The organism is Buchnera aphidicola (Muscaphis stroyani), assembly GCF_005080865.1.
GTDB lineage: Bacteria > Pseudomonadota > Gammaproteobacteria > Enterobacterales > Enterobacteriaceae > Buchnera > Buchnera aphidicola_AG.
This window is the reverse complement of record NZ_CP034861.1, coordinates 598529-619238: the sequence shown is the minus strand read 5'-3', so window position 1 is coordinate 619238 and position 20710 is coordinate 598529. Positions and strand designations below refer to the sequence as shown.

The window sequence follows — 20710 nt, the reverse complement described above, 5'->3', positions numbered from 1 at the left end:
CTTATCGCATGAACTAACTGTGCACAATCAGTGATTTTCATACGCATAACTTTTTTATATGATATGATTTTTATCAAAAATTGAATAAAAAAGTAAAAAATAAAAAATACTTATTGCATTCAAGATAAAAAAATTAAAAAATAAATAAAAATTTTAAATTATGCTATCTACTTTGCATGACAAAAAATTTTTAAAAAGAGACAAAAATGATTAAAATATTTCAAAAAAATAAAAATTCTAATAAAAAATATATTCTTATCTTCTTTATTAGTGCGATCTGTATTTTTACATGCTGGAAAAAATTTTTTTTCGTTGAATCGAGTTCTTTTGATACATCTAAATACGAGCTTATAATTCAAAAAATAGACATAAAAAAACCTAAAACTATAACTGATGCTGAAACTTTTATCATTCAAAATAACAACATTTATGGTGCATTAACTGCTATGTTTTTATCAAAACAATATGTTTTATCAAATAATTTAAACAAAGCCGCTTTTTTGTTAAACAGCAATTTAAAATATATAAAGGAAGAAAATTTAAAAAATGTTTTATTAATAAGAATTTGCAAAATAAAAATACAACAAAAAAAATATCATGAAGCAATGAATATTCTTAAGAATATAAAAAATGTCGAATGGCAGAATATAGTTGAAAATATGAAAGGAGATATTTTTATGGGTCAAAATAATAAAAAAGAAGCTTTAATAGCATGGGAAAAAAGCAAATCTTATAATCTATCTAATGCATCTAAAGAGATTGTTAACATGAAGATTAACGAAATAAAATAAATACTGAAACATAAATGCAAATTTAAAAAAATTTTTTTAATTTTTATAAGAGTACATTCACTATGCTACCTATTATTTCATTAATTGGTCGAACTAATGTAGGAAAATCTACTTTATTTAATATTTTAACAAAAAGCAGAAATGCATTAGTTGCTGATTATCCGGGCTTAACTAGAGACAGACAATATGGATATATTTTTTTAGAAAAGCAAAAAAAAGGAATTTTAATTGATACTGCCGGTTTGGATATTCAATTAGAAAGAATCAAAAAAAAAGCTTATGTACAAACGTTAAAAGCTATAAAAGAATCTGATTTAATTCTTTTTATAGTCGATGCTTATGACGGACTAATGCCACAAGAAAAAAACTTATCTCAGTTCATCAGAAAATATAATAAAAAAATTATTTTAATAATTAACAAAATAGATAAAAGTTTTAAAACATCGAAAATTAATGAATTTTATGAGTTAGGTTTTAAAAATCAACATCAAATTTCTGCACGTTGCAACCAAGGAATTAGTACTCTTATCTTAAAATATTTAATTCCCTGGATAAACATGAATTTTAAAGAAAAATTGAATAGTCAATTGAATATAAAAAGTCAAAAAGAAAATAAAAGAGAAATAAAAATTGCTTTAATAGGAAGACCTAACGTAGGGAAATCTACCTTAACAAATGCTTTTCTAAAAAAAAAACAAATGATAACATGCCAAATACCAGGAACTACATTAGATAGTATATCTACACCTATGACACATCGTAAAAAAAATTACATTTTAATTGATACTGCAGGAACTGTTAAAAAAAATAAAATAAGTAATGTAATTGAAAAATTTTCAATGATAAAAACTTTGCAAAGCATTGAAAATGCAAATGTAGTTTTATTAATAATAGATGCAAGTACAAAAACTATTTCTAATCAAGATTTATCGTTAGCTAGTTTTATTGTCAAAACTGGAAAATCTATAGTTGTTGTAATAAATAAATACGATTTGTTGCATAATACTGAAAAAAAAAGATTTAAAAATTTAATAGAAAAAAAATTACAATTTTTGTTTTTTTCAAGAATTCATTTTATATCAGCATTAAAAAATATGGGAATATTTAACATACTTAAATCTGTCAATGAGGCTTATATAAATTCTCAAAATAAAATAAGTGCTTCAATACTTACAAAATCCATGCATATAGCAACAAAAAAACATCAACCTCCTATCATTAAAGGTCGTCGAATAAAATTAAAATATGCCCATTTAGGAAGCTTTAATCCACTAATTATTATCATTCATGGAAATCAAATTAAATGTTTGCCTAATTCATATAAAAAATACTTAATTAATTTTTTTTATAACATGTTTAAAATAAAAGGAGCACTTATTCAAATAAAATTTAAAGAAAATCTTAATCCTTATATTTCTAAGAAATAAAAAAATTAATTATTAAAGATATATTGTTAAAATTAAGATTCACCTGTATAATTAACACTATAAAGAGGAATCTCTACTACTACATCAACATTTCCAATTATAGCTTGGCAACTCAAACGGCTTTTAGATTCAAGGCCCCATGCTTTATCTAAAATATCATCTTCTTTTTCAGACCAACCTGAAAGAGAATGAAAACCTTTTCTTATAATACAATGACAAGTGCTGCAAGCACATGACTGTTCACAAGCATGTTCTATCTTTACATTATTACGCAATCCAACGTGTAAAATTGTTTCTCCCGTTTTTGAGTCGAAAACTGCACCTTTAGGTAATATAATTTTATGAGGTAAAAAGAAAATCTTAGGCATGAAAATTTCTCTTAAATTGAGTTAAATAAAAATATTATTAAAAAATTAAAAATTTTTTAATAATTTTGAAATTAATTTTTTATTTTAATGTCTATGAAATAATTATTTCGAATTTAATTTAAATTCTAATTTATTAACTAGTATTTTTTTTAAAGAAATCAAATTGATCAATTTGAATTTTTTTCTCTCTATTACTTAATTTTTCAGATGCTTTAATACTAATTAAACCATCAGTATCTATTTCAAATGTTACTAAAATTCGGACTATTCCTGCTTTTTTGGAGGAAATATTTTTTAAAACAAAACGAGATAAAGATACGCAATCTTTAACTAGTTCTTTTTCTCCTTGCAAAATATGAATAAGAATAGTTGTTTGACCATCTTTGAAAGTTGTAAATTCTTTTGTTTTTGAAATGGGTATTAAAGTGTTTCGAAGAATAATTTTTTCCATAAAACCACCCATAACTTCAATTCCTAAAGAAATAGGTATAACATCTAATAAAAGTGTTTTATTTTTTGATTGTTTCCCAAAAAGCATATTTGCATGAAGGGCAGCACCTATTGCTACAACTTTTTCTGGATCAATAGATGTTAAAGGATTTTTCTTAAAAAACATTGAAACTTGTTCATGAATCAATGGAATACGAGTAGAACCACCCACTAAAATAACTTCTTCAACATTTGTTATGTTTAAATCAATTTCTTTCATCAATTTTGAACAAATTGACAAAGTTCTTTTAACTTTATTTTCAATAATTAGATTAAATTCATCACGAGTAATATGTCCTTTCCAATTTAAAAAATTAACTTCAACTTTTTTATTTTTAGTGAGTTTGATTTTAGTTTTTTTTGCAATCTCCAATAATAGAGATTGAGAAAAATAATAATCTTTACTATTACATTCAATCAATTTTTCATGAATATATTTCGATAAATCAAAATCAAAATCATCGCCTCCTAAATGCGAATCTCCGCCAGTTGCTAATACTTCAAATACTCCTTTATTTAATTTTAATATTGAAATATCAAATGTACCTCCTCCTAAATCGTATACAACAACAACTCCATGCTTACCTGTTTCCAAACCGTATGCAAGAGCAGCTGCTGTTGGTTCATTTAATAATCGAACTAAATTTATATTTGATAAAAAAGCTGCTTTTTTTGTTTCCAACCTTTGGTTGTTATTAAAATAAGCAGGTACTGTAATAATAGCAGCATCAATTTTTTGATTAGAATAAAAATAAGCTCTTTTTTTAAGTTTATTTAAAATATGACTGAAAACATCTACAGGACTGATATAACCTGCATCGGTGTAAAAATATACGCCTCCACTTTCATTTTGTATTATTTTATAAGGTAAAATAGGAAAATTTCTTTTAATAAATTGAAAAGAACGACCAATGAAACGTTTTACGGAACTAATAGTATTTAATGGGTCTTGAACTTCTTTTGATTGAGCACTCCAACCAACAGAAATTTTATTTTTATTAAAATTTACAATGGACGGTAACAAGTAACGTTTTTTACTATCTGATAATAAGATAACACGATCTTTTTCAACCACAGCAGCTAAGGAATAGGTAGTTCCAAGATCAATTCCTAAAATTAATTTTTTATTTTTATGCACATTAACAAACATAATTTAAAAACGCCTTAATTTACGTGTCTTTAATATTTGATTTTGTAAAAATTTTTTTGATTTTTATTAAAAAAAATAATTCAGATATTACTTTAACAGCTTTTTTCCAATTTTTATTATCAATTTCTAATTCAATTTTATTTTCATATTTTTTTATTTTTTTTTCTATTTCACATAATAAATAATCTAGTCTATTTTGATTTAAATGATTTTTCTTTAAACAATCTAGTTCTGTATATAAATCAAATTGACTTTTTAAAAAATCTTTATCATTTAACAAAATTTCTTCATGATTAACCTCGACTCCATTTAAAAAAAGTATATAAATTGCCCTGCTTAAAAAATTTTTTAAAGTTTCATATCCTTTGTTTATTTCTATTGATTTTTTTAAAATATTTTTTTTTTACTATCGGAATAATTAATAAACAAATCTGGATGAAATTTCAACTGCAATTTATAATATTTTTTAGAAAGAATTTCCATATCAATTTTAAATTTTTCAGGTAAATGAAATAATTCGAAATAATTCATAAAAATTACCTTATCTTAATTTTAAAATATAAACATCAAATTCAGATGTTGAAAGTAATATACTCTTTCAACATCAAAAAAATAATATTAATTAATATCTTTTTTATTTTTATAATCTGCAATAGCCGCTTTAATTGCATCTTCCGCTAAAATAGAACAATGAATTTTCACTGGAGGAAGATCTAGCTCTTGTGCTATATTCGTATTTTTAATTTCTTCAGCTTCTTTTATAGATTTTCCTTTAATCCATTCTGTAACTAATGAGCTAGAAGCTATTGCAGAACCACATCCGTAGGTCTTAAAACATGCGTCTTCAATAATACCTTTTGTATTTACTTTAATTTGTAATTTCATGACATCTCCGCATGCTGGAGCTCCGACCAATGCACTTCCAACATTGATATCAGAATTAGAAAAAGAACCTACATTTCTGGGATTTTCATAATGATCCATTACTTTTTTGCTATAAGCCATCTAGATTACCTATAAAAAATTAAATTAATTTTAACTATGATCCCATTCTACACTATTTAAATCAACTCCTGATTTAAACATTTCCCATAAAGGAGAAAGATCTCTTAATCTTTGAATAGATTGGTGTACTAATTTTACTGTGTGTTGAATTTCTTCTTCTGTTGTGAAGCGTCCAATTGAAAACCGAATGGAACTATGAGCTAATTCATCTTTAATTCCTAAAGCTCGTAACACGTAAGAAGGTTCTAAACTAGCAGAAGTGCATGCAGAACCTGAAGAAATAGCTAAATCTTTAAGAGCCATAATTAGCGATTCCCCTTCAATGTAATTAAAACTTACATTTAATATATGAGGCGCGCATTGTTTTAAATCGCTATTTAAATAAACTTCTTCAATATTTTTAATACCGTTCCAAAGTGAATTTCTTAAATTAGTTAAACGCATGAAATCATCTTTAATTTTTTCATTAGCCATTTGAAAAGATTCACCCATCCCTACAATTTGATGAACGGCTAAAGTTCCTGATCGCATACCTCTTTCATGTCCTCCTCCGTGAATAGAAGACAATAAACGAACACGTGGTTTCCGACGTACATATAAACCTCCAATGCCTTTTGGTCCATAAATTTTATGAGCAGAAAAAGACATTAAATCTATGAATGTATGTTTTAAATTAATAGGAATTTTACCTACACTCTGAGTGGCATCTACATGAAAAAAAATACCATTTGATCTACAAATTTTTGATATGTTTTCAATATCTTGAATAATACCAGTTTCGTTATTTACATGCATTATAGAAACTAATATAGTATTTTTTTGAATATTTTTTTTTAAATCATTTAGATCAATAATTCCATTATTTTTAGGACTTAAATAAGTCAAAATAAATCCTTCATTTTCTAAATATCTACAAACATCTAAAACAGACTTATGTTCTGTTTTGCTTGTGATAATATGATTACCTTTTTTTTTATAAAAATAAGCAATTCCTTTTATAGCCAAATTATTTGCTTCTGTTGCTCCTGAAGTAAAAACAATTTCACGAGAATCTGCTCCAATTAAATTTGATATTTGATTACGTGCAACATCTACTGCTTCTTCTGCTTCCCAACCAAATCTGTGTGAACGTGAAGCTGAATTTCCAAACACTCCATCTATTGTTAAATACTTCATCATTTTTTTAGCAACACTGACATCCACAGGTGTAGTTGCTGCGTAATCTAAATAAATTGGAATTTTCATAAATATATAACCTCATATAGATTTTTTTTAAAAATAAAATATATTCTATCATTTAAAAAAATCTATAAAGTAAAAAATTTTAAAAATTTCCTGTTAAAAATTAAAAAAATACATACTAGACTTTTTCTCTAATTGAGAATATAATTATATTTTATATAAATTAGGGGTGTAGTTCAATTTGGTAGAGCATCGGTCTCCAAAACCGAAAGTTGTAGGTTCAAGTCCTTCCACCCCTGAAAAAATATAAATACATTAAATTTTTCTTAATATGTATATCGCTATTCAAGATTCCAAAACCAATTCATGTAATTATCATAATTCTTATGCATTTTAATAATGTAATATGAAATCTCTAAAAAATATTTCTTCTTTCTCAATTATAAAATAAAAAAAATTGTTTTTTAAAACTTTTCTTTGGAGTAATTTTTTAAAATGCCAAAATATCGTTCTTTTACTACTACACACGGAAGAAACATGGCAGGAGCTCGATCTTTATGGCGAGCGACAGGAATGACAGAAGAAGATTTTAAAAAGCCTATCATTGCAGTAGTAAATTCTTTTTCTCAATTTGTTCCAGGTCACATTCATTTACAAGAGATTGGAAAACTTATCTCAGAAACAATTAACAAAGAAGGAGGTGTTGCAAAAGAATTTAACACCATTGCAATAGATGACGGAATAGCAATGGGACATTCAGGTATGCTATATTCTTTGCCTTCACGAGAATTAATTGCTGATTCTGTCGAGTATGTTATTAATGCACATTGCGTTGATGCAATGATTTGCATCTCTAATTGTGATAAAATTACTCCTGGTATGCTCATGGCATCTCTAAGATTAAATATCCCTTCAATTTTCATTTCCGGTGGACCAATGGAAGCTGGAAAAATACAAATAAAAAACAAAATTAGAAAAATTGATTTAGTTGATGCAATGATTCATAGTGGAAATCCAAATCAATCAGATGATTTTATTAAACAAGTTGAAATGTCTGCTTGTCCAACATGTGGTTCTTGTTCTGGCATGTTTACAGCAAATTCTATGAATTGTTTAATAGAATCTATGGGTTTATCATTACCTGGAAACGGCACACTGCTCGCTACTCATGTTGATCGTAAAGATTTATTTATAAAATCAGCTCAAGTCATAGTAAAAATTACAAAAGAATACTACAAAAATAATAATACAAACGTCCTTCCTAGAAATATTGCAAATAAAGAATCTTTTAATAATGCAATGACTTTAGATATCGCAATGGGCGGTTCTACTAACACTGTTTTGCATTTATTAGCAGCAGCTCAAGAAGCAAATTTAAATTTTAAAATGTCTGATATTGACAATTTGTCAAAAAAAATTCCGCATATTTGTAAGGTCGCACCCAGTACATCTTTGTATCATGTAGAAGATGTTCATCGAGCAGGCGGTGTAATGGGAATACTCGGAGAATTAAATCGATGCAATTTAATACATAAAAATACTAAAAATGTACTCGGATTAAATTTAGAAGAAACATTAAATCAATACGATATAATGACTTCTAGAAATAAAAATATAATTCAAATGTTTCATGCGGGACCAGGAGGTGTGCGTACCGTCAAACCATATTCTCAAAGTTGTAGATGGAAAAAATTAGACAATAACCGTCAAAATGGATGTATTCGATCTATTGAGCATGCTTATAGTAAAGATGGAGGATTAGCTGTTTTATATGGAAATTTAGCAAAAAACGGATGCATTGTAAAAACGGCAGGCATAGATAACAATAATAAAATATTTTCGGGTAGAGCAAAAGTATATGAAAGTCAAGAAGAAGCTGTTAAAGCTATTTTAAATGATAAAATTATTCCAGGAGATGCTATTATTATTCGTTATGAAGGACCAAAAGGAGGACCTGGAATGCAAGAAATGCTTTATCCGACTACGTACTTAAAATCAATGAAATTAGACAAAAAGTGCGCATTAATCACAGATGGTAGATTTTCAGGAGGAACATCCGGTTTATCTATAGGACACGTGTCTCCTGAAGCGGCTAATAAAGGAATTATTGCTTTAGTAAAAAATGGAGATATTATTGAAATTAACATTTTAAAAAGAACAATTCATTTAAAAATTACAGAAAAAGAATTGTGTTCTAGAACTTTTCAAGAAGAATCAAAAGGTTTAAAATCTTATAAACCAAAAAATCGAAAGAGATATGTTTCTGAAGCGTTAAAAGCATATGCATATTTTGCCACAAGTGCTGATCAAGGAGCTGTTAGAGATAAAAATAAATTATTTAATATATAAAAACAATTTTTTTGTATAAAAAATAATTAAAATATTGATTGTGTTAAATAATCTTTTTAAGAAAATAAGGATAATTTTTTATGAACTATTTTAATAAATTAAGTTTTAGTGAAAAATTTAATCAAATAAAACAATGTCGTTTTATGAAAAGAAAAGAATTTAAAGATAAAAATAACATTTTAAAAAATAAAAAAATAGTCATTGTTGGTTGCGGTTCTCAAGGTTTAAATCAAGGATTGAATATGAGAGATTCTGGTTTGAATATTACTTATGCACTTCAGAAAAATAGTATCTTAAAAAAAAATCAATCTTGGTTGAACGCTACTAGAAATCACTTTAAAGTTGGCGATTATGAATCTTTGATACCAAACGCTGACTTAGTAATAAACTTAACTCCAGATAAACAGCATAGTTCTGTTGTTCAAAAACTTCAAAAATTAATGAAAAAAAATTCTTTCTTAGGATATTCTCATGGTTTTAATATTGTTGAATACGGAGAGATTATAAGAGAAGATATTACTGTAGTTATGGTAGCCCCTAAATGTCCGGGAACAGAAGTAAGAGAAGAATATAAAAGAGGTTTTGGAGTACCTACTTTAATAGCAGTTCATAAAGATAATGATCCTCAAAAAAAAGGATTAGAAATAGCAAAATCATGGGCATTTTCAATAGGAGGGCATCGTGCTGGAGTATTGGAATCGTCTTTTGTTGCTGAAGTAAAATCTGACTTAATGGGTGAACAAACTATTTTATGTGGTGTTTTGCAAACTGCGTCGTTAGTGTGTTATGAAAAATTAATTTATGAAAAACACCATCCTTCTTATGCTGCAAAATTATTACAATTTGGATGGGAAACAATTACCGAATCGCTTAAACATGGTGGAATTACTTTAATGATGGACAGGTTGTCTAATTCCTCTAAAGTTCGAGCTTTTAAGATTTGTAAAACAATTAAAGAAAAATTAAAACCTTTGTTTGAAAAACATATGAACGACATAATATCAGGTGATTTTTCTATCAAAATGATAGAAGATTGGCATAATAAAGACAAAAAATTATTAAATTGGCGCGCTGAAATAAAAAAAACAGATTTTGAAAATGCTATTGTTCAAGATGATAAAATTTCAGAACAAGAGTACTACGATCATGGTACATTAATGGTGGCAATATTAAAATCAGGAATTGAATTGTCTTTTGAAACAATGTTAAAATCAGGAATTGTTGAAGAATCCGCTTATTATGAGTCATTGCATGAATTGCCATTAATTGCCAATACAATTGCTCGAAAAAAGCTCTATGAAATGAACATAGTAATTTCTGATACTGCTGAATATGGAAGTTATCTTTTTTACAAATCAGCATATCCTATCTTTAAAAAAATTATAATGAGTTTAAAAAAAAGCGACATAGGAGAAATTTCTCCAATTAATCATATTGATAATATTGAATTATATAAAATTAATGAAACTATTCGAAACCACCCAATTGAAATTATCGGGCGAAAATTAAGAAAACATATGAAAAATATGAAAAAAATTACTGTAGCTCAATAAAAAAATATTTTATTTTTAACAAAAACTAATGACGTTACTACTTATGTCTCTAAATTTTGCTCAAAAAAATGCTGTAAAACTTGTTACTGGTCCCTGTTTAATATTAGCAGGGGCTGGATCTGGAAAAACAAAAGTTATTGTTAATAAAATAATTCATTTAATTAAATGCTGCAAACACAAATCCAAAAATATTGCTGCTGTCACTTTTACTAATAAAGCAGCTCATGAAATGAAGGTTCGTCTTTCAAAAAATCTAAACTTTTTAGAAATTCAAGAAATGATAATTTCCACTTTTCATGCATTGGGTTTAAGAATCATTAAAGAAGAAATTAATTCATTAAAATTAAATTCTAATTTTTCTTTATTCGACGGAAAAGACCAAGAAAAATTATTAAAAAAATTTTTTAATGGAATTATAAAAAATAACAGAAAAACAATAAAACAATTAATGTTTGCAATTTCTCTTTGGAAAAATCAATTTCTTTCTCCCTGTCAAGTGCAATCATTAGCCCAAACTGAAACAGAAAAAATTTTTGCTGATTTTTATAAAAAATATGAATTTTATTTACGCGATTCAAATATGTTAGATTTTGATGATTTAATTTGTATACCAACATTACTATTAAAAAACAATCAAACAGTTAGAAATCGTTGGCAAAAAAAAATTTCTTATCTATTAGTCGATGAGTATCAAGATACAAATAACAGTCAATATGAATTTATAAAAATGATTACTACTGCTAATTCTAATTTCACGCTAGTAGGAGATGACGATCAGTCTATTTATTCATGGAGAGGCGCTCAGCCTCAAAATATTTTTATATTAAAAAAAGATTTTCCTACTTTAAAAACTATAAAAATGGAGCATAATTATCGTTCTTATGGAAGAATATTGAAAATTGCAAATAGTCTTATTGCTAATAATGTTCACTTTTTTGAAAAAAAGTTATTTTCTAAATTAAAATATGGAAATTTAATAAAAATAATTGTAGGTGATAATGAAGAAAATGAAGCAGAAAAAATTGTAGAAAAAATTATCTATCAACGCTCTAAAAACTGTATAAAATATAAAGAATGTGCAATTTTATATCGTGGCAATCATCAATCTCGAATTTTAGAAAAAATTTTAATAAAAAAAAATATTCCATACAACATTTCTAAAACATCTTCATTTTTTTATCGACCTGAAATTAAAGATTTATTAAGTTATCTTCGTATAATTGTTAATCCTAATGACAATTATGCATTTATGAGAATTATAAATACACCTTCTCGTCAAATAGGATTGACAACACTAAGTAAATTAGAAAAATTTTCAATCTTAAAAAATAAAAGTCTTTTTCAATTAAGTGAAAACATAGAAATTGAATCTTTTTTAAAAAAAAATACTGTAAATAAGATTAAAAAATTTATTCTTTGGATTAAAAAAATAACTAAATTATCTCATACTAACCCATTATATTTGTTAAATTATATTATTTCTGACATCAAATATGAAGAATGGCTGATAAAAAAATTAAAAGAAAAAAATAAAATTCAAAATAGTATAAACAATGTTTATACCTTTAATCAATGGTTTAAAAGCATGATAAAAGGAAATGATTTTGACAAACCCATGAATATATCTCAAATTGTGACAAGAATGACACTTCAAGACTTAATAGAAAAAAACCCAAAACAAATAAATGATGATCAGGTACAACTGATGACACTTCATTCTTCTAAAGGATTAGAATTTTCTTTAGTTTTTATGATTGGCATGAATGAAGGCATTCTTCCAAGTTATAAAAGCATTAATGAAAATAAAATAGAAGAAGAAAGACGTTTAACATATGTAGGAATTACAAGAGCTAAAAAACATCTATTTTTTACTTATTGCAGAAAATTTAGTCAATATGGACAAATTTTATATACAGAACCTAGTAGATTTTTATTTGAATTGCCTCAAGAAGATTTATGTTGGGAGTCAAATTTTAAAATAAATAAAAAATATTAATATTGCTAAACATTAATAACTAAAATAATTTTATAAAAAATAATAACAAATAAAATTTTTTAAATTAATACATTAACAAAATAATAAAATTATTTAAATTTTAGTTTAAATGAATTCTTAAAAATGATATTATTTATATATACTTTAAAATTTATAAAAAATGTTATTTATCAAATATTCTTTACATTGAGCAAATATATAAAAATGAACAAAATAATTGAACTCACAGATCATAATTTTAAAGAAAAAGTATTAAAATCTACATCTTTTACGTTAGTCGATTTTTGGGCTAAATGGTGTAATCCATGTAAAATATTAGCTCCTGTTTTAGAAGAAATAACAGAAGAATATTGCAATAAAGTTGTTGTTGGAAAAATTGATATTGAAAAAAATCCTAAAACAGCTCCTCTTTACTCTATTAGAGGAATTCCTGCATTATTATTATTTCATAAAGGACAGGTTCTTGCTACAAAAGTCGGGGCGATTTCTAAGTTAGAACTTAAAGAATTTTTAGACAAAAATATTTACTAAAATGTTTTTTTAAATAAAACTAATTATAAATTTATTAATAGACATAAGTGCTTTTTATATTATGTCATAACTATCATTTCGAGATTTACCCCGATTTTACTAAGAACCCACCATTATGAATCTTACCGCACTTAAAAATATGCCAGTTTCTGAATTAATTACTCTTGGTGAAAAAATGGGGTTGGAAAATTTAGCGCGAATGCGTAAACAAGATATTATTTTTGCCATCCTAAAACAACACGCGAAAAGTGGAGAAGATATATTTGGAGACGGTGTCTTAGAAATATTACAAGATGGTTTTGGTTTTTTACGTTCAGCTGATAGTTCATATTTAGCTGGTCCTGATGACATTTATGTTTCACCTAGTCAAATTCGTAGATTCAATCTGCGAACTGGAGATACTATTTCAGGAAAAATAAGACCACCAAAAGAAGGAGAAAGATATTTTGCTCTTCTTAAAGTAAACGAAGTCAATTATGATAAACCTGAAAACGCAAGAAGTAAAATTTTATTTGAAAATTTAACTCCTTTACATGCTAATTCTAGATTAAGAATGGAACGAGGAAATGGTTCTACAGAAGATTTAACAGCAAGAGTATTAGATTTAGCTTCTCCTATCGGAAGAGGACAAAGAGGCTTAATTGTAGCACCTCCAAAAGCAGGAAAAACCATTTTATTACAAAATATCGCTCAAAGCATTGCTTATAATCATCCCGATTGCGTGTTAATGGTGCTATTAATTGATGAAAGACCTGAAGAAGTAACCGAAATGCAAAGATTGGTAAAGGGAGAAGTAGTTGCTTCTACTTTTGATGAGCCGGCTTCTAGACATGTTCAAGTTGCTGAAATGGTTATTGAAAAAGCAAAAAGATTAGTAGAACATAAAAAAGATGTTATTATCTTACTGGACTCAATTACTCGATTAGCAAGAGCATATAATACAGTTGTTCCAGCATCTGGTAAAGTTTTAACAGGAGGTGTTGATGCTAATGCTTTGCATCGACCTAAGAGATTTTTTGGAGCTGCAAGAAATGTAGAAGAGGGAGGTAGTTTAACAATTATTGCAACTGCTTTGGTAGACACAGGATCAAAAATGGATGAAGTTATATATGAAGAATTCAAAGGAACTGGAAATATGGAACTGCCATTATCAAGAAAAATTGCAGAAAAACGAGTTTTTCCAGCTATAGATTATAATCGTTCTGGAACTCGTAAAGAAGAATTGCTCGCTTTACCAGAAGAACTTCAAAAAATGTGGATTTTAAGAAAAATAATTCATCCTATGAGTGAAATAGATGCAATGGAATTTTTACTTAATAAATTATCAATGACAAAAACTAACGATGAATTTTTTGATATGATGAAACGTTCATAAAAATTAAAAATAATTTTTAATGATAAAACTACTTTTTATAAAATTTTTTCAAAAAAAAGCTGGACAAGAAGCGTTATTAATTTTAAAATCTAATTTTATTTTATATTAATGCGCTCGTAGCTCATTTGGATAGAGCGCTATCTTCCGAAGATAGAGGTATCAGGTTCAAATCCTGTCGAGCGCATTTTTCATTGGTGGTTATAGCTCAGTTGGTAGAGCTCTGGATTGTGATTCCAGTGGTCATGGGTTCAAATCCCATTAACCACCCAAAAATAAAACATATCATTAACTTTAACGGCGAATAGCGCAGTTTGGTAGCGCAACTGGTTTGGGACCAGTAGGTCAGAGGTTCAAATCCTCTTTCGCCGACCAAATAAGTTTAAAGAATAATAATTTTTTATAATTAATTTTAGTAAATAATCATTATTTGCATATTCAGAAACTATAATATTTTTCCATCCTATTTCTTTAGCCAGTTTTTTTAATCGATCACCTACTACAAAAATTTTACATTCAAAAAGCCATTTTTTTTGATTAATATCATCAAATATATCATTTAATTTATTCAAAATTTCACTGTTTGTAACTAACAGTGTATTTATTTTATAAAATTTCCATTTTTTTAGTTCTAATTCAATGTTTATATTTTTAAAAACTCTTTTATAACATTCAACTAAAGAAACATTAAATCCATTTTTTTTTAAACTATTTTTTATCAGTTTTCTTCCATTTTCGCCTTGTAATAAAAGTATTTTTTTATCTTTAATACATTTGTTTTTATAAAAAATTTTTAATAAACTTTCACTATTTTCTTTTTTTTTGGAAAATATACTTTTTTTAAAACGTATTTTTTAAGAAAAAAAGCTGTATTTTTTCCAATAGCATAATATTTTGGATGAGATGGCCATACTAAATTATGATAATTTAAATATAGTTGAGTAAAATAAATAGATTTCTTAGAAAAAACAAAAATTAAATCAGATGTATATAATTGATAAGCTTTTTTAGATAAGCTTATTAAGCTTGTACTAACTTTAAAATTAAACAAAGAAAAATTCCAAGCAGATATCCCTGCTTCTTTCAATTTTTTCACTAACTCTTTACCTTCCGGAAAAGGTCTCATAATTAATATTTTCATATTTTATAAATTTGGTTTTTGTATATAAACATTTTTAAGAATTTGATTAGCTCCATAATAAAGCAATTCATTTGCAAGCGAATGCCCCATTTTTTGAGCTGTATTAAATGACCCTATTCTTTCTCCTTTAAGTATTACATCTCCATTAGGAGAGCCTACTAATCCTCTGAGCCAAATCTTATTTTTTCTCAAAACAGCATAGCTTCCAATAGGTATTTGACATCCAGCTTCTAATTTTTTACAAAAGGCTCTTTCAGCATTTATTTCGATAAAAGTATTTATGTGATTAAGTCGAGATAAAAAAAATAATACTTTTTTATCATTTAATCGTGATTGAATTCCAATTGCGCCCTGGCCGCATGAAGGAAGTAATAATTCTGGCGGTATAATTTGAGTAATTCTATGTTTTAAACCCAATCTATTTAAACCTTCTGCAGCAAGAATGATAGCATCGTATTTCCCTTCATCTAGTTTAGCAATTCTCGTTTCTACATTTCCTCTTAAAGGAGAAATAACTAAATCTGGACGATAGGTAATTAATTGACATTGTCGTCTCAAACTAGATGTTCCAATAACCGCTCCTTTCGGTAAATGATTAATTGACTTATATTGATTAGAGACTAGAGTATCTAAAGCACTTCCTCTTTTGCATATACTTGCTAAACACAATTCTTTTGTAATCCTTACTGGTAAATCTTTCATAGAATGTATTGCGATATCTGCTTTATTATCTAGAAGAGCTATTTCTAATTCTTTAATAAATAATCCTTTTCCTCCAATTTTTGAAAGAGATTTATTTAAAATATTGTCACCATGAGTCACAATAGGTACTAGTTTAGTTTTTAAATATGGATATAAAGACAATAATTTTTTTTCAACATACTCAGTTTGCTTTAAAGCTAAAGGACTTTTTCTAGTAGCAATTCTTAAAATTTTATTTTGCATTTTTTCATTTATGTTAATGTAATCAATATTTTTTATTAAAAATAAAAATGTAATTACTTTTTAAACTTAGTTAAAAACATTATAATAGTTTATTAAAACTGAATACTTGAAAAATTTAAATTTTGTATCGTTAAAATTTTTTTTTTATTTTTAAAATTAGCTTTTGATTTGACTGAATAATGCATGCATTCTTTAATATTTCCCAAAAATTTTTATTACTTCGGTTACAAATCCACTGATTGTTATCATAACAAAAATGATGACCATTCTCTGATGTAGCTAGCCAAATTTGTTTTAATGATTCTTGTTTATTAATTATTATTACACTTTTATTTTCAAACATTATAGTCATAATATTGTTTTGTATTTCATAATCTATATCTATTTCATTAATGTAAGAATTTAAATTATCTTCTATTTCTAAAAATAAATTATTTACTAGTTTATGATATTTTTTATCAGTCATTTTAGCGCTCTTTGTCTAAAAAGTTATATTATTAGTTAATAGTATTTATTATACCTAATTTAAAATAAAAAATAATTAACTTATATATAATATATTTTAATATCTAAAAAGATATAAAATACTTTGTGTATATTTTAAAAAACATTTATTTATTATAAATAAAAAAATTATTAATACCGGAGCAAAGCATTTATGTATCATTTTAAAAAAAAAATTTACTTTTCTAAAATGCACGGATTAGGAAATGATTTTATGGTTATCAATGGTATTGATCAAAAAATAGTCATATCTTCTTTATTAATAAAACAATGGTCGAATCGACATACCGGAATTGGTTTCGACCAATTACTTCTTGTAGAAAAACCAAAAGATCCTGAATATGATTTTAATTATCGAATTTTTAATTCTAACGGAAATGAGGTTGAACAATGCGGTAACGGCGCTCGATGTTTTGGTTTATTTCTTTTAATAAAGAAGTTAACCAATAAAAAAAGCGTTACTGTTCGTACAATGAAAAAAAAAATAATAATTAATTTTATGCCTGACAATACAGTTCAAGTTAATATGAACGAACCTATTTTAAAAAAAGTTCAAACTCCTTCATTATATAAAAAAAATTCTAATAATTTTTCAATTCAATTATTAAATAATAATTTAGTGTGCGGCATTGTTTGTATGGGAAACCCTCACTGTATTATTAAAGTAGAATGTATAAAAAATGCACCTGTAAAAAAAATTGGTAAAATCCTAGAAAAAGATGGAATTTTCCCTAATGGGATAAACGTAAGTTTTATGAAAATAATAAATAAAAATCATATAAAATTAAGAGTATATGAACGTGATGTAGGTGAAACGCAATCTTGTGGAACAGGAGCTTGTGCGGCAGTCAGTCTAGGAATTGCACAAAGAGTACTTTCTTGTAATGTTCAAGTAGATTTAATTGGAGGAACTTTAATGATAAAATGGAATGGATTTAAACATCCTCTTTATATGACAGGACCTGCAACTCATGTATACGATGGTTTTATATATATTTAATTGTATTTTAAAAAATCAATATTTTTTGTAAAAAAGGAGCTTATTTGATGATTTTAAAAAAAAAGAAAGTCTTAATAGAAAAAAAATATATAAAAAAAGGTACAAAAAAATTTAATCGACTTATTTTAGCTCTTTTTTCAGGCGGTTTTTCTACTTTTTCTATTTTGTACTGCGTACAATCAATTTTACCAGTGTTTTCTAAGCAATTTCATTTAACTCCAGCCCAAAGCAGCTTATCACTTTCGTCTTCTACTGCAATGATGGCTTTAGGAATGCTATTTACTGGTCCACTATCTGATGTAATTGGTCGAAAATTAATTATGTCAACTTCTTTATTAATGGCGGCAATTTTTACAATAATATGTTCTTCTATGCACAGCTGGTATTCTATTATTATACTCCGCGCATTAACTGGATTATCTTTAAGTGGTGTTGTTGCAGTTGCTATGACATATATAAGCGAAGAAATAGATCCTTCTTCATTATCTTTTTGCATGGGATTATATATTAGCGGTAATACTATTGGAGGGTGTTCAGGAAGACTTTTAAGCAGTATTTTGTCTGAACAATTTTCTTGGAATGTTTCATTAATGATAATTGGATTATCTTCTTTTATTTCATCATGTTTTTTTTTATGTTTATTACCTCCATCTCAAAATTTTTGTTCTGTTTCTGTTAATTTAAAAAAATTTATGAAGAATTTTTGCTTTCAATTAAAAAATATAGAATTGTGTATTCTTTTTTTTATAGGATTTGTATTAATGGGTAGTTTTGTTACAATTTTTAATTATATTGGTTATCGTTTAATATTAAAACCTTTTTATCTATGTCAATCTAGTATTGGATTACTTTCTATCATTTATTTAACCGGAGTGTACAGCTCTCCTAAAGCTGGAATACTAACGAATAAATATAGTCAAAATAATATTCTCATTGGATCATTATCTTTAATGTTTTTAGGAGTAGTAATTACTCAATATAATCACTTATTTGTAATAATTTTAGGTTTAATAGTATTTTCAAGCGGTTTTTTTGCATCTCACTCAGTAGTCAGTAGTTGGGTTGGTACATGTTCTAATTCCGGAAAAGTGCAAGCGGCTTCTTTGTACTTATTTTTTTATTATTTAGGTTCAAGTGTATTTGGTACGTTTGGTGGTTTTTTTTGGTTTTATTCAAAATGGATAGGTATTTCATTTTTTGTTATAACAATGCTGACTATTGGGATTTTTTTATCTTTAAAAATGAAAAAAATAAAAATTAACAATAATTGTTCTGCTTAACAGCATACAATCAATAAATTTTATAAGCGAAGCATACTTGATATTTTTAAACTAATTTTAATTTTTACTTCATAACTATTGAAAATAAAATTAATATTTTTCTTTCCTCAAGCATAGTTTCTCACAGATAATAAACTTAGTTCAATTCATCAAAATGGCTTAAAGATTATGCTATATTTATTTTTTAATTCTGATTTGAATCATAGTTTATCTATTTTTTTAGCTTTATTATTTGTATTATTTTATGAAGCCATTAATGGTTTTCATGATACTGCAAATTCGGTTTCAACTTTAATTTACACTCGAGCAACATCTGCTCATTTTGCGGTTATCATGTCAGGATTATTTAATTTTTTAGGTGTTCTATTAGGAGGATTAACTGTTGCATATGCAATTGTTCACTTATTACCTAATGATTTATTGATAAATGCTGATTCTAAAAATGCTCTTGCTATGGTTTTTTCTATGTTATCAGCTACAATACTTTGGAATTTATCTACATGGTATTTTTGTTTACCAGCATCAAGCTCTCACTCCCTTATTGGGTCCATAATTGGCATTGGTTTAACTAATGCTATTATTAAAGATTTATCTTTAATAAATGCTCTCAATATTCCGAAAATGACAAGCATTTTTTTATCTCTAATTTTTTCTCCTATTGTAGGTTTAATTATAGCAGGTAGCTTAGTTTTTTTATTAAGATATGTTTCAAAAAAAAATAAAAATTTTTATCGAATTCATATGACACCTGTAGAACGAAAAGAAATGGATGGAAAAAAAAATCCTCCATTTTTAATTCGAATTTTTTTAATTTTTTCTTCTATTGGAGTTAGTTATGCGCATGGTGCAAATGATGGGCAAAAGGGAATTGGACTGATCATGCTTGTATTAATAAGTATTGCACCATCTAGTTTTTTAGTTAATTTAAACGCTTCAAAAAATGAAATAAATTGTACAAAAAATGCTATTTTTAATTTAGAAAAATATTATTCTAATAATAATAAAAGTTTTAATGACAGTTATAATAAACGTTTGTTTGATCGATGTTATTATTTTAAAATTAAAAAAAATGTAAAAAATATAAAATTGGTACTTTATAACACATCTAGCTATAATAAATTAAATATTGAAGAAAAAACTCAATTACGTCATTTTTTATTGTGTATTTCTGATGAAATTAATAATATAATAAACTCTTCTCATATAACTGTTAAAGATCGATACTACTTAGAAAAAACTCAAAAAAATGTTCTTAAAACAGTAGAATATGCTCCAATTTGGATTATATTAGTTGTTGCATTCTCTTTATCAATAGGCACTATGATAGGTTGGAAACGCATAGTTATCACTATTGGAGAAAAAATAGGAAGAAAAAAAATGACTTATGCACAAGCAATGTCAGCTCAAATTACTGCATCTTTTTCAATTGGAATAGCAAGCTATACCGGAATTCCTGTTTCGACAACACATATTCTTTCATCTTCTGTAGCAGGTACGATGCTAATTGACGGAGATGGCGTTCAGATGAAAACCATTAAAAATATAGCTCTTTCATGGATATTAACTTTACCTGTTTCAATTTTATTATCTAGTTTTTTTTATTGGATAACTTTATTTTTTATATAAA

At 26.2% G+C, this 20710-nt stretch carries 16 protein-coding genes, 4 tRNA genes and 2 pseudogenes; 14 read left to right on the top strand and 8 right to left on the bottom strand.

Annotated features, from left to right (window positions below):
* Positions 1-206: 206 nt before the first annotated feature.
* A complete protein-coding gene (locus D9V75_RS02960) occupies positions 207-791 on the top strand; it encodes a YfgM family protein (protein ID WP_158344032.1) in 585 nt (194 codons plus the stop codon).
* Between the two features lie 62 nt (positions 792-853).
* Complete coding sequence (der, locus tag D9V75_RS02955; protein WP_158344030.1) at positions 854-2218, top strand: ribosome biogenesis GTPase Der; 1365 nt, start codon at positions 854-856, stop codon at positions 2216-2218.
* Positions 2219-2250: 32 nt separating this feature from the next.
* Here der and fdx read toward each other — a convergent pair whose 3' ends face one another.
* The 5 genes and pseudogenes from fdx to D9V75_RS02930 form a co-directional block, all read right to left on the bottom strand.
* Positions 2251-2586 carry an ISC system 2Fe-2S type ferredoxin gene (gene fdx / locus D9V75_RS02950; RefSeq protein ID WP_158344028.1) on the bottom strand — a complete coding sequence of 112 codons (336 nt, stop codon included), beginning with the start codon at positions 2584-2586 and terminating at the stop codon, positions 2251-2253.
* 133 nt (positions 2587-2719) lie between these two features.
* Positions 2720-4228: a Fe-S protein assembly chaperone HscA gene (gene hscA, locus D9V75_RS02945; protein ID WP_410051790.1), complete on the bottom strand. Its 1509-nt coding sequence runs from the start codon at positions 4226-4228 to the stop codon at positions 2720-2722.
* A 16-nt stretch (positions 4229-4244) separates the two neighbouring features.
* Positions 4245-4756 (bottom strand): annotated as a pseudogene (gene hscB / locus D9V75_RS02940) (Fe-S protein assembly co-chaperone HscB).
* An 87-nt stretch (positions 4757-4843) separates the two neighbouring features.
* The gene (gene iscU, locus D9V75_RS02935) at positions 4844-5230 is read right to left on the bottom strand and encodes a Fe-S cluster assembly scaffold IscU (protein ID WP_158344024.1); all 387 of its coding nucleotides are present in this window, start codon (positions 5228-5230) and stop codon (positions 4844-4846) included.
* A gap of 30 nt (positions 5231-5260) precedes the next feature.
* The gene (locus D9V75_RS02930) at positions 5261-6475 is read right to left on the bottom strand and encodes an IscS subfamily cysteine desulfurase (RefSeq protein WP_158344023.1); all 1215 of its coding nucleotides are present in this window, start codon (positions 6473-6475) and stop codon (positions 5261-5263) included.
* A gap of 162 nt (positions 6476-6637) precedes the next feature.
* Between D9V75_RS02930 and D9V75_RS02925 the strand changes: the two genes are divergently transcribed.
* The 9 genes from D9V75_RS02925 (at position 6638) to D9V75_RS02885 (ending at position 14588) form a co-directional block, all read left to right on the top strand.
* Positions 6638-6711 (top strand) — tRNA-Trp (locus D9V75_RS02925).
* Positions 6712-6907: 196 nt separating this feature from the next.
* Positions 6908-8761, top strand: coding sequence for a dihydroxy-acid dehydratase (ilvD, locus tag D9V75_RS02920; RefSeq protein ID WP_158344022.1), 1854 nt, complete (start codon positions 6908-6910; stop codon positions 8759-8761).
* 80 nt (positions 8762-8841) lie between these two features.
* The gene (ilvC, locus tag D9V75_RS02915; protein ID WP_158344021.1) at positions 8842-10314 is read left to right on the top strand and encodes a ketol-acid reductoisomerase; all 1473 of its coding nucleotides are present in this window, start codon (positions 8842-8844) and stop codon (positions 10312-10314) included.
* Between the two features lie 43 nt (positions 10315-10357).
* Positions 10358-12310: a DNA helicase Rep gene (rep, locus tag D9V75_RS02910; RefSeq protein ID WP_158344020.1), complete on the top strand. Its 1953-nt coding sequence runs from the start codon at positions 10358-10360 to the stop codon at positions 12308-12310.
* A 204-nt stretch (positions 12311-12514) separates the two neighbouring features.
* Positions 12515-12841 carry a thioredoxin TrxA gene (trxA, locus tag D9V75_RS02905; RefSeq protein WP_158344019.1) on the top strand — a complete coding sequence of 109 codons (327 nt, stop codon included), beginning with the start codon at positions 12515-12517 and terminating at the stop codon, positions 12839-12841.
* A gap of 115 nt (positions 12842-12956) precedes the next feature.
* Entirely contained in the window at positions 12957-14216 is a 1260-nt protein-coding gene (rho, locus tag D9V75_RS02900) for a transcription termination factor Rho (protein ID WP_158344017.1), read from the top strand.
* 110 nt (positions 14217-14326) lie between these two features.
* Positions 14327-14400 (top strand) — tRNA-Arg (locus D9V75_RS02895).
* Positions 14401-14410: 10 nt separating this feature from the next.
* Positions 14411-14483 (top strand) — tRNA-His (locus D9V75_RS02890).
* Positions 14484-14511: 28 nt separating this feature from the next.
* A tRNA-Pro gene (locus D9V75_RS02885) sits at positions 14512-14588 on the top strand.
* Here D9V75_RS02885 and D9V75_RS03085 read toward each other — a convergent pair.
* From D9V75_RS03085 to cyaY, 3 genes and pseudogenes are all read right to left on the bottom strand, one after another.
* Positions 14567-15339, bottom strand: a pseudogene (locus tag D9V75_RS03085) (uroporphyrinogen-III synthase). The gene D9V75_RS02885 and the pseudogene D9V75_RS03085 sit on opposite strands and share 22 nt — an antisense overlap.
* An 18-nt stretch (positions 15340-15357) precedes the next feature.
* Entirely contained in the window at positions 15358-16299 is a 942-nt protein-coding gene (gene hemC / locus D9V75_RS02870) for a hydroxymethylbilane synthase (protein ID WP_158344011.1), read from the bottom strand.
* Between the two features lie 130 nt (positions 16300-16429).
* The gene (cyaY, locus tag D9V75_RS02865) at positions 16430-16765 is read right to left on the bottom strand and encodes an iron donor protein CyaY (protein ID WP_158344009.1); all 336 of its coding nucleotides are present in this window, start codon (positions 16763-16765) and stop codon (positions 16430-16432) included.
* Positions 16766-16978: 213 nt separating this feature from the next.
* Between cyaY and dapF the strand changes: the two genes are divergently transcribed.
* The 3 genes from dapF (at position 16979) to D9V75_RS02850 (ending at position 20709) form a co-directional block, all read left to right on the top strand.
* Positions 16979-17803, top strand: a complete 825-nt coding sequence (gene dapF / locus D9V75_RS02860; protein WP_187306307.1) for a diaminopimelate epimerase — start codon at positions 16979-16981, stop codon at positions 17801-17803.
* Between the two features lie 44 nt (positions 17804-17847).
* Positions 17848-19083: an MFS transporter gene (locus tag D9V75_RS02855; RefSeq protein WP_158344005.1), complete on the top strand. Its 1236-nt coding sequence runs from the start codon at positions 17848-17850 to the stop codon at positions 19081-19083.
* A gap of 168 nt (positions 19084-19251) precedes the next feature.
* The gene (locus D9V75_RS02850) at positions 19252-20709 is read left to right on the top strand and encodes an inorganic phosphate transporter (protein ID WP_158344003.1); all 1458 of its coding nucleotides are present in this window, start codon (positions 19252-19254) and stop codon (positions 20707-20709) included.
* Position 20710 lies beyond the last annotated feature (1 nt).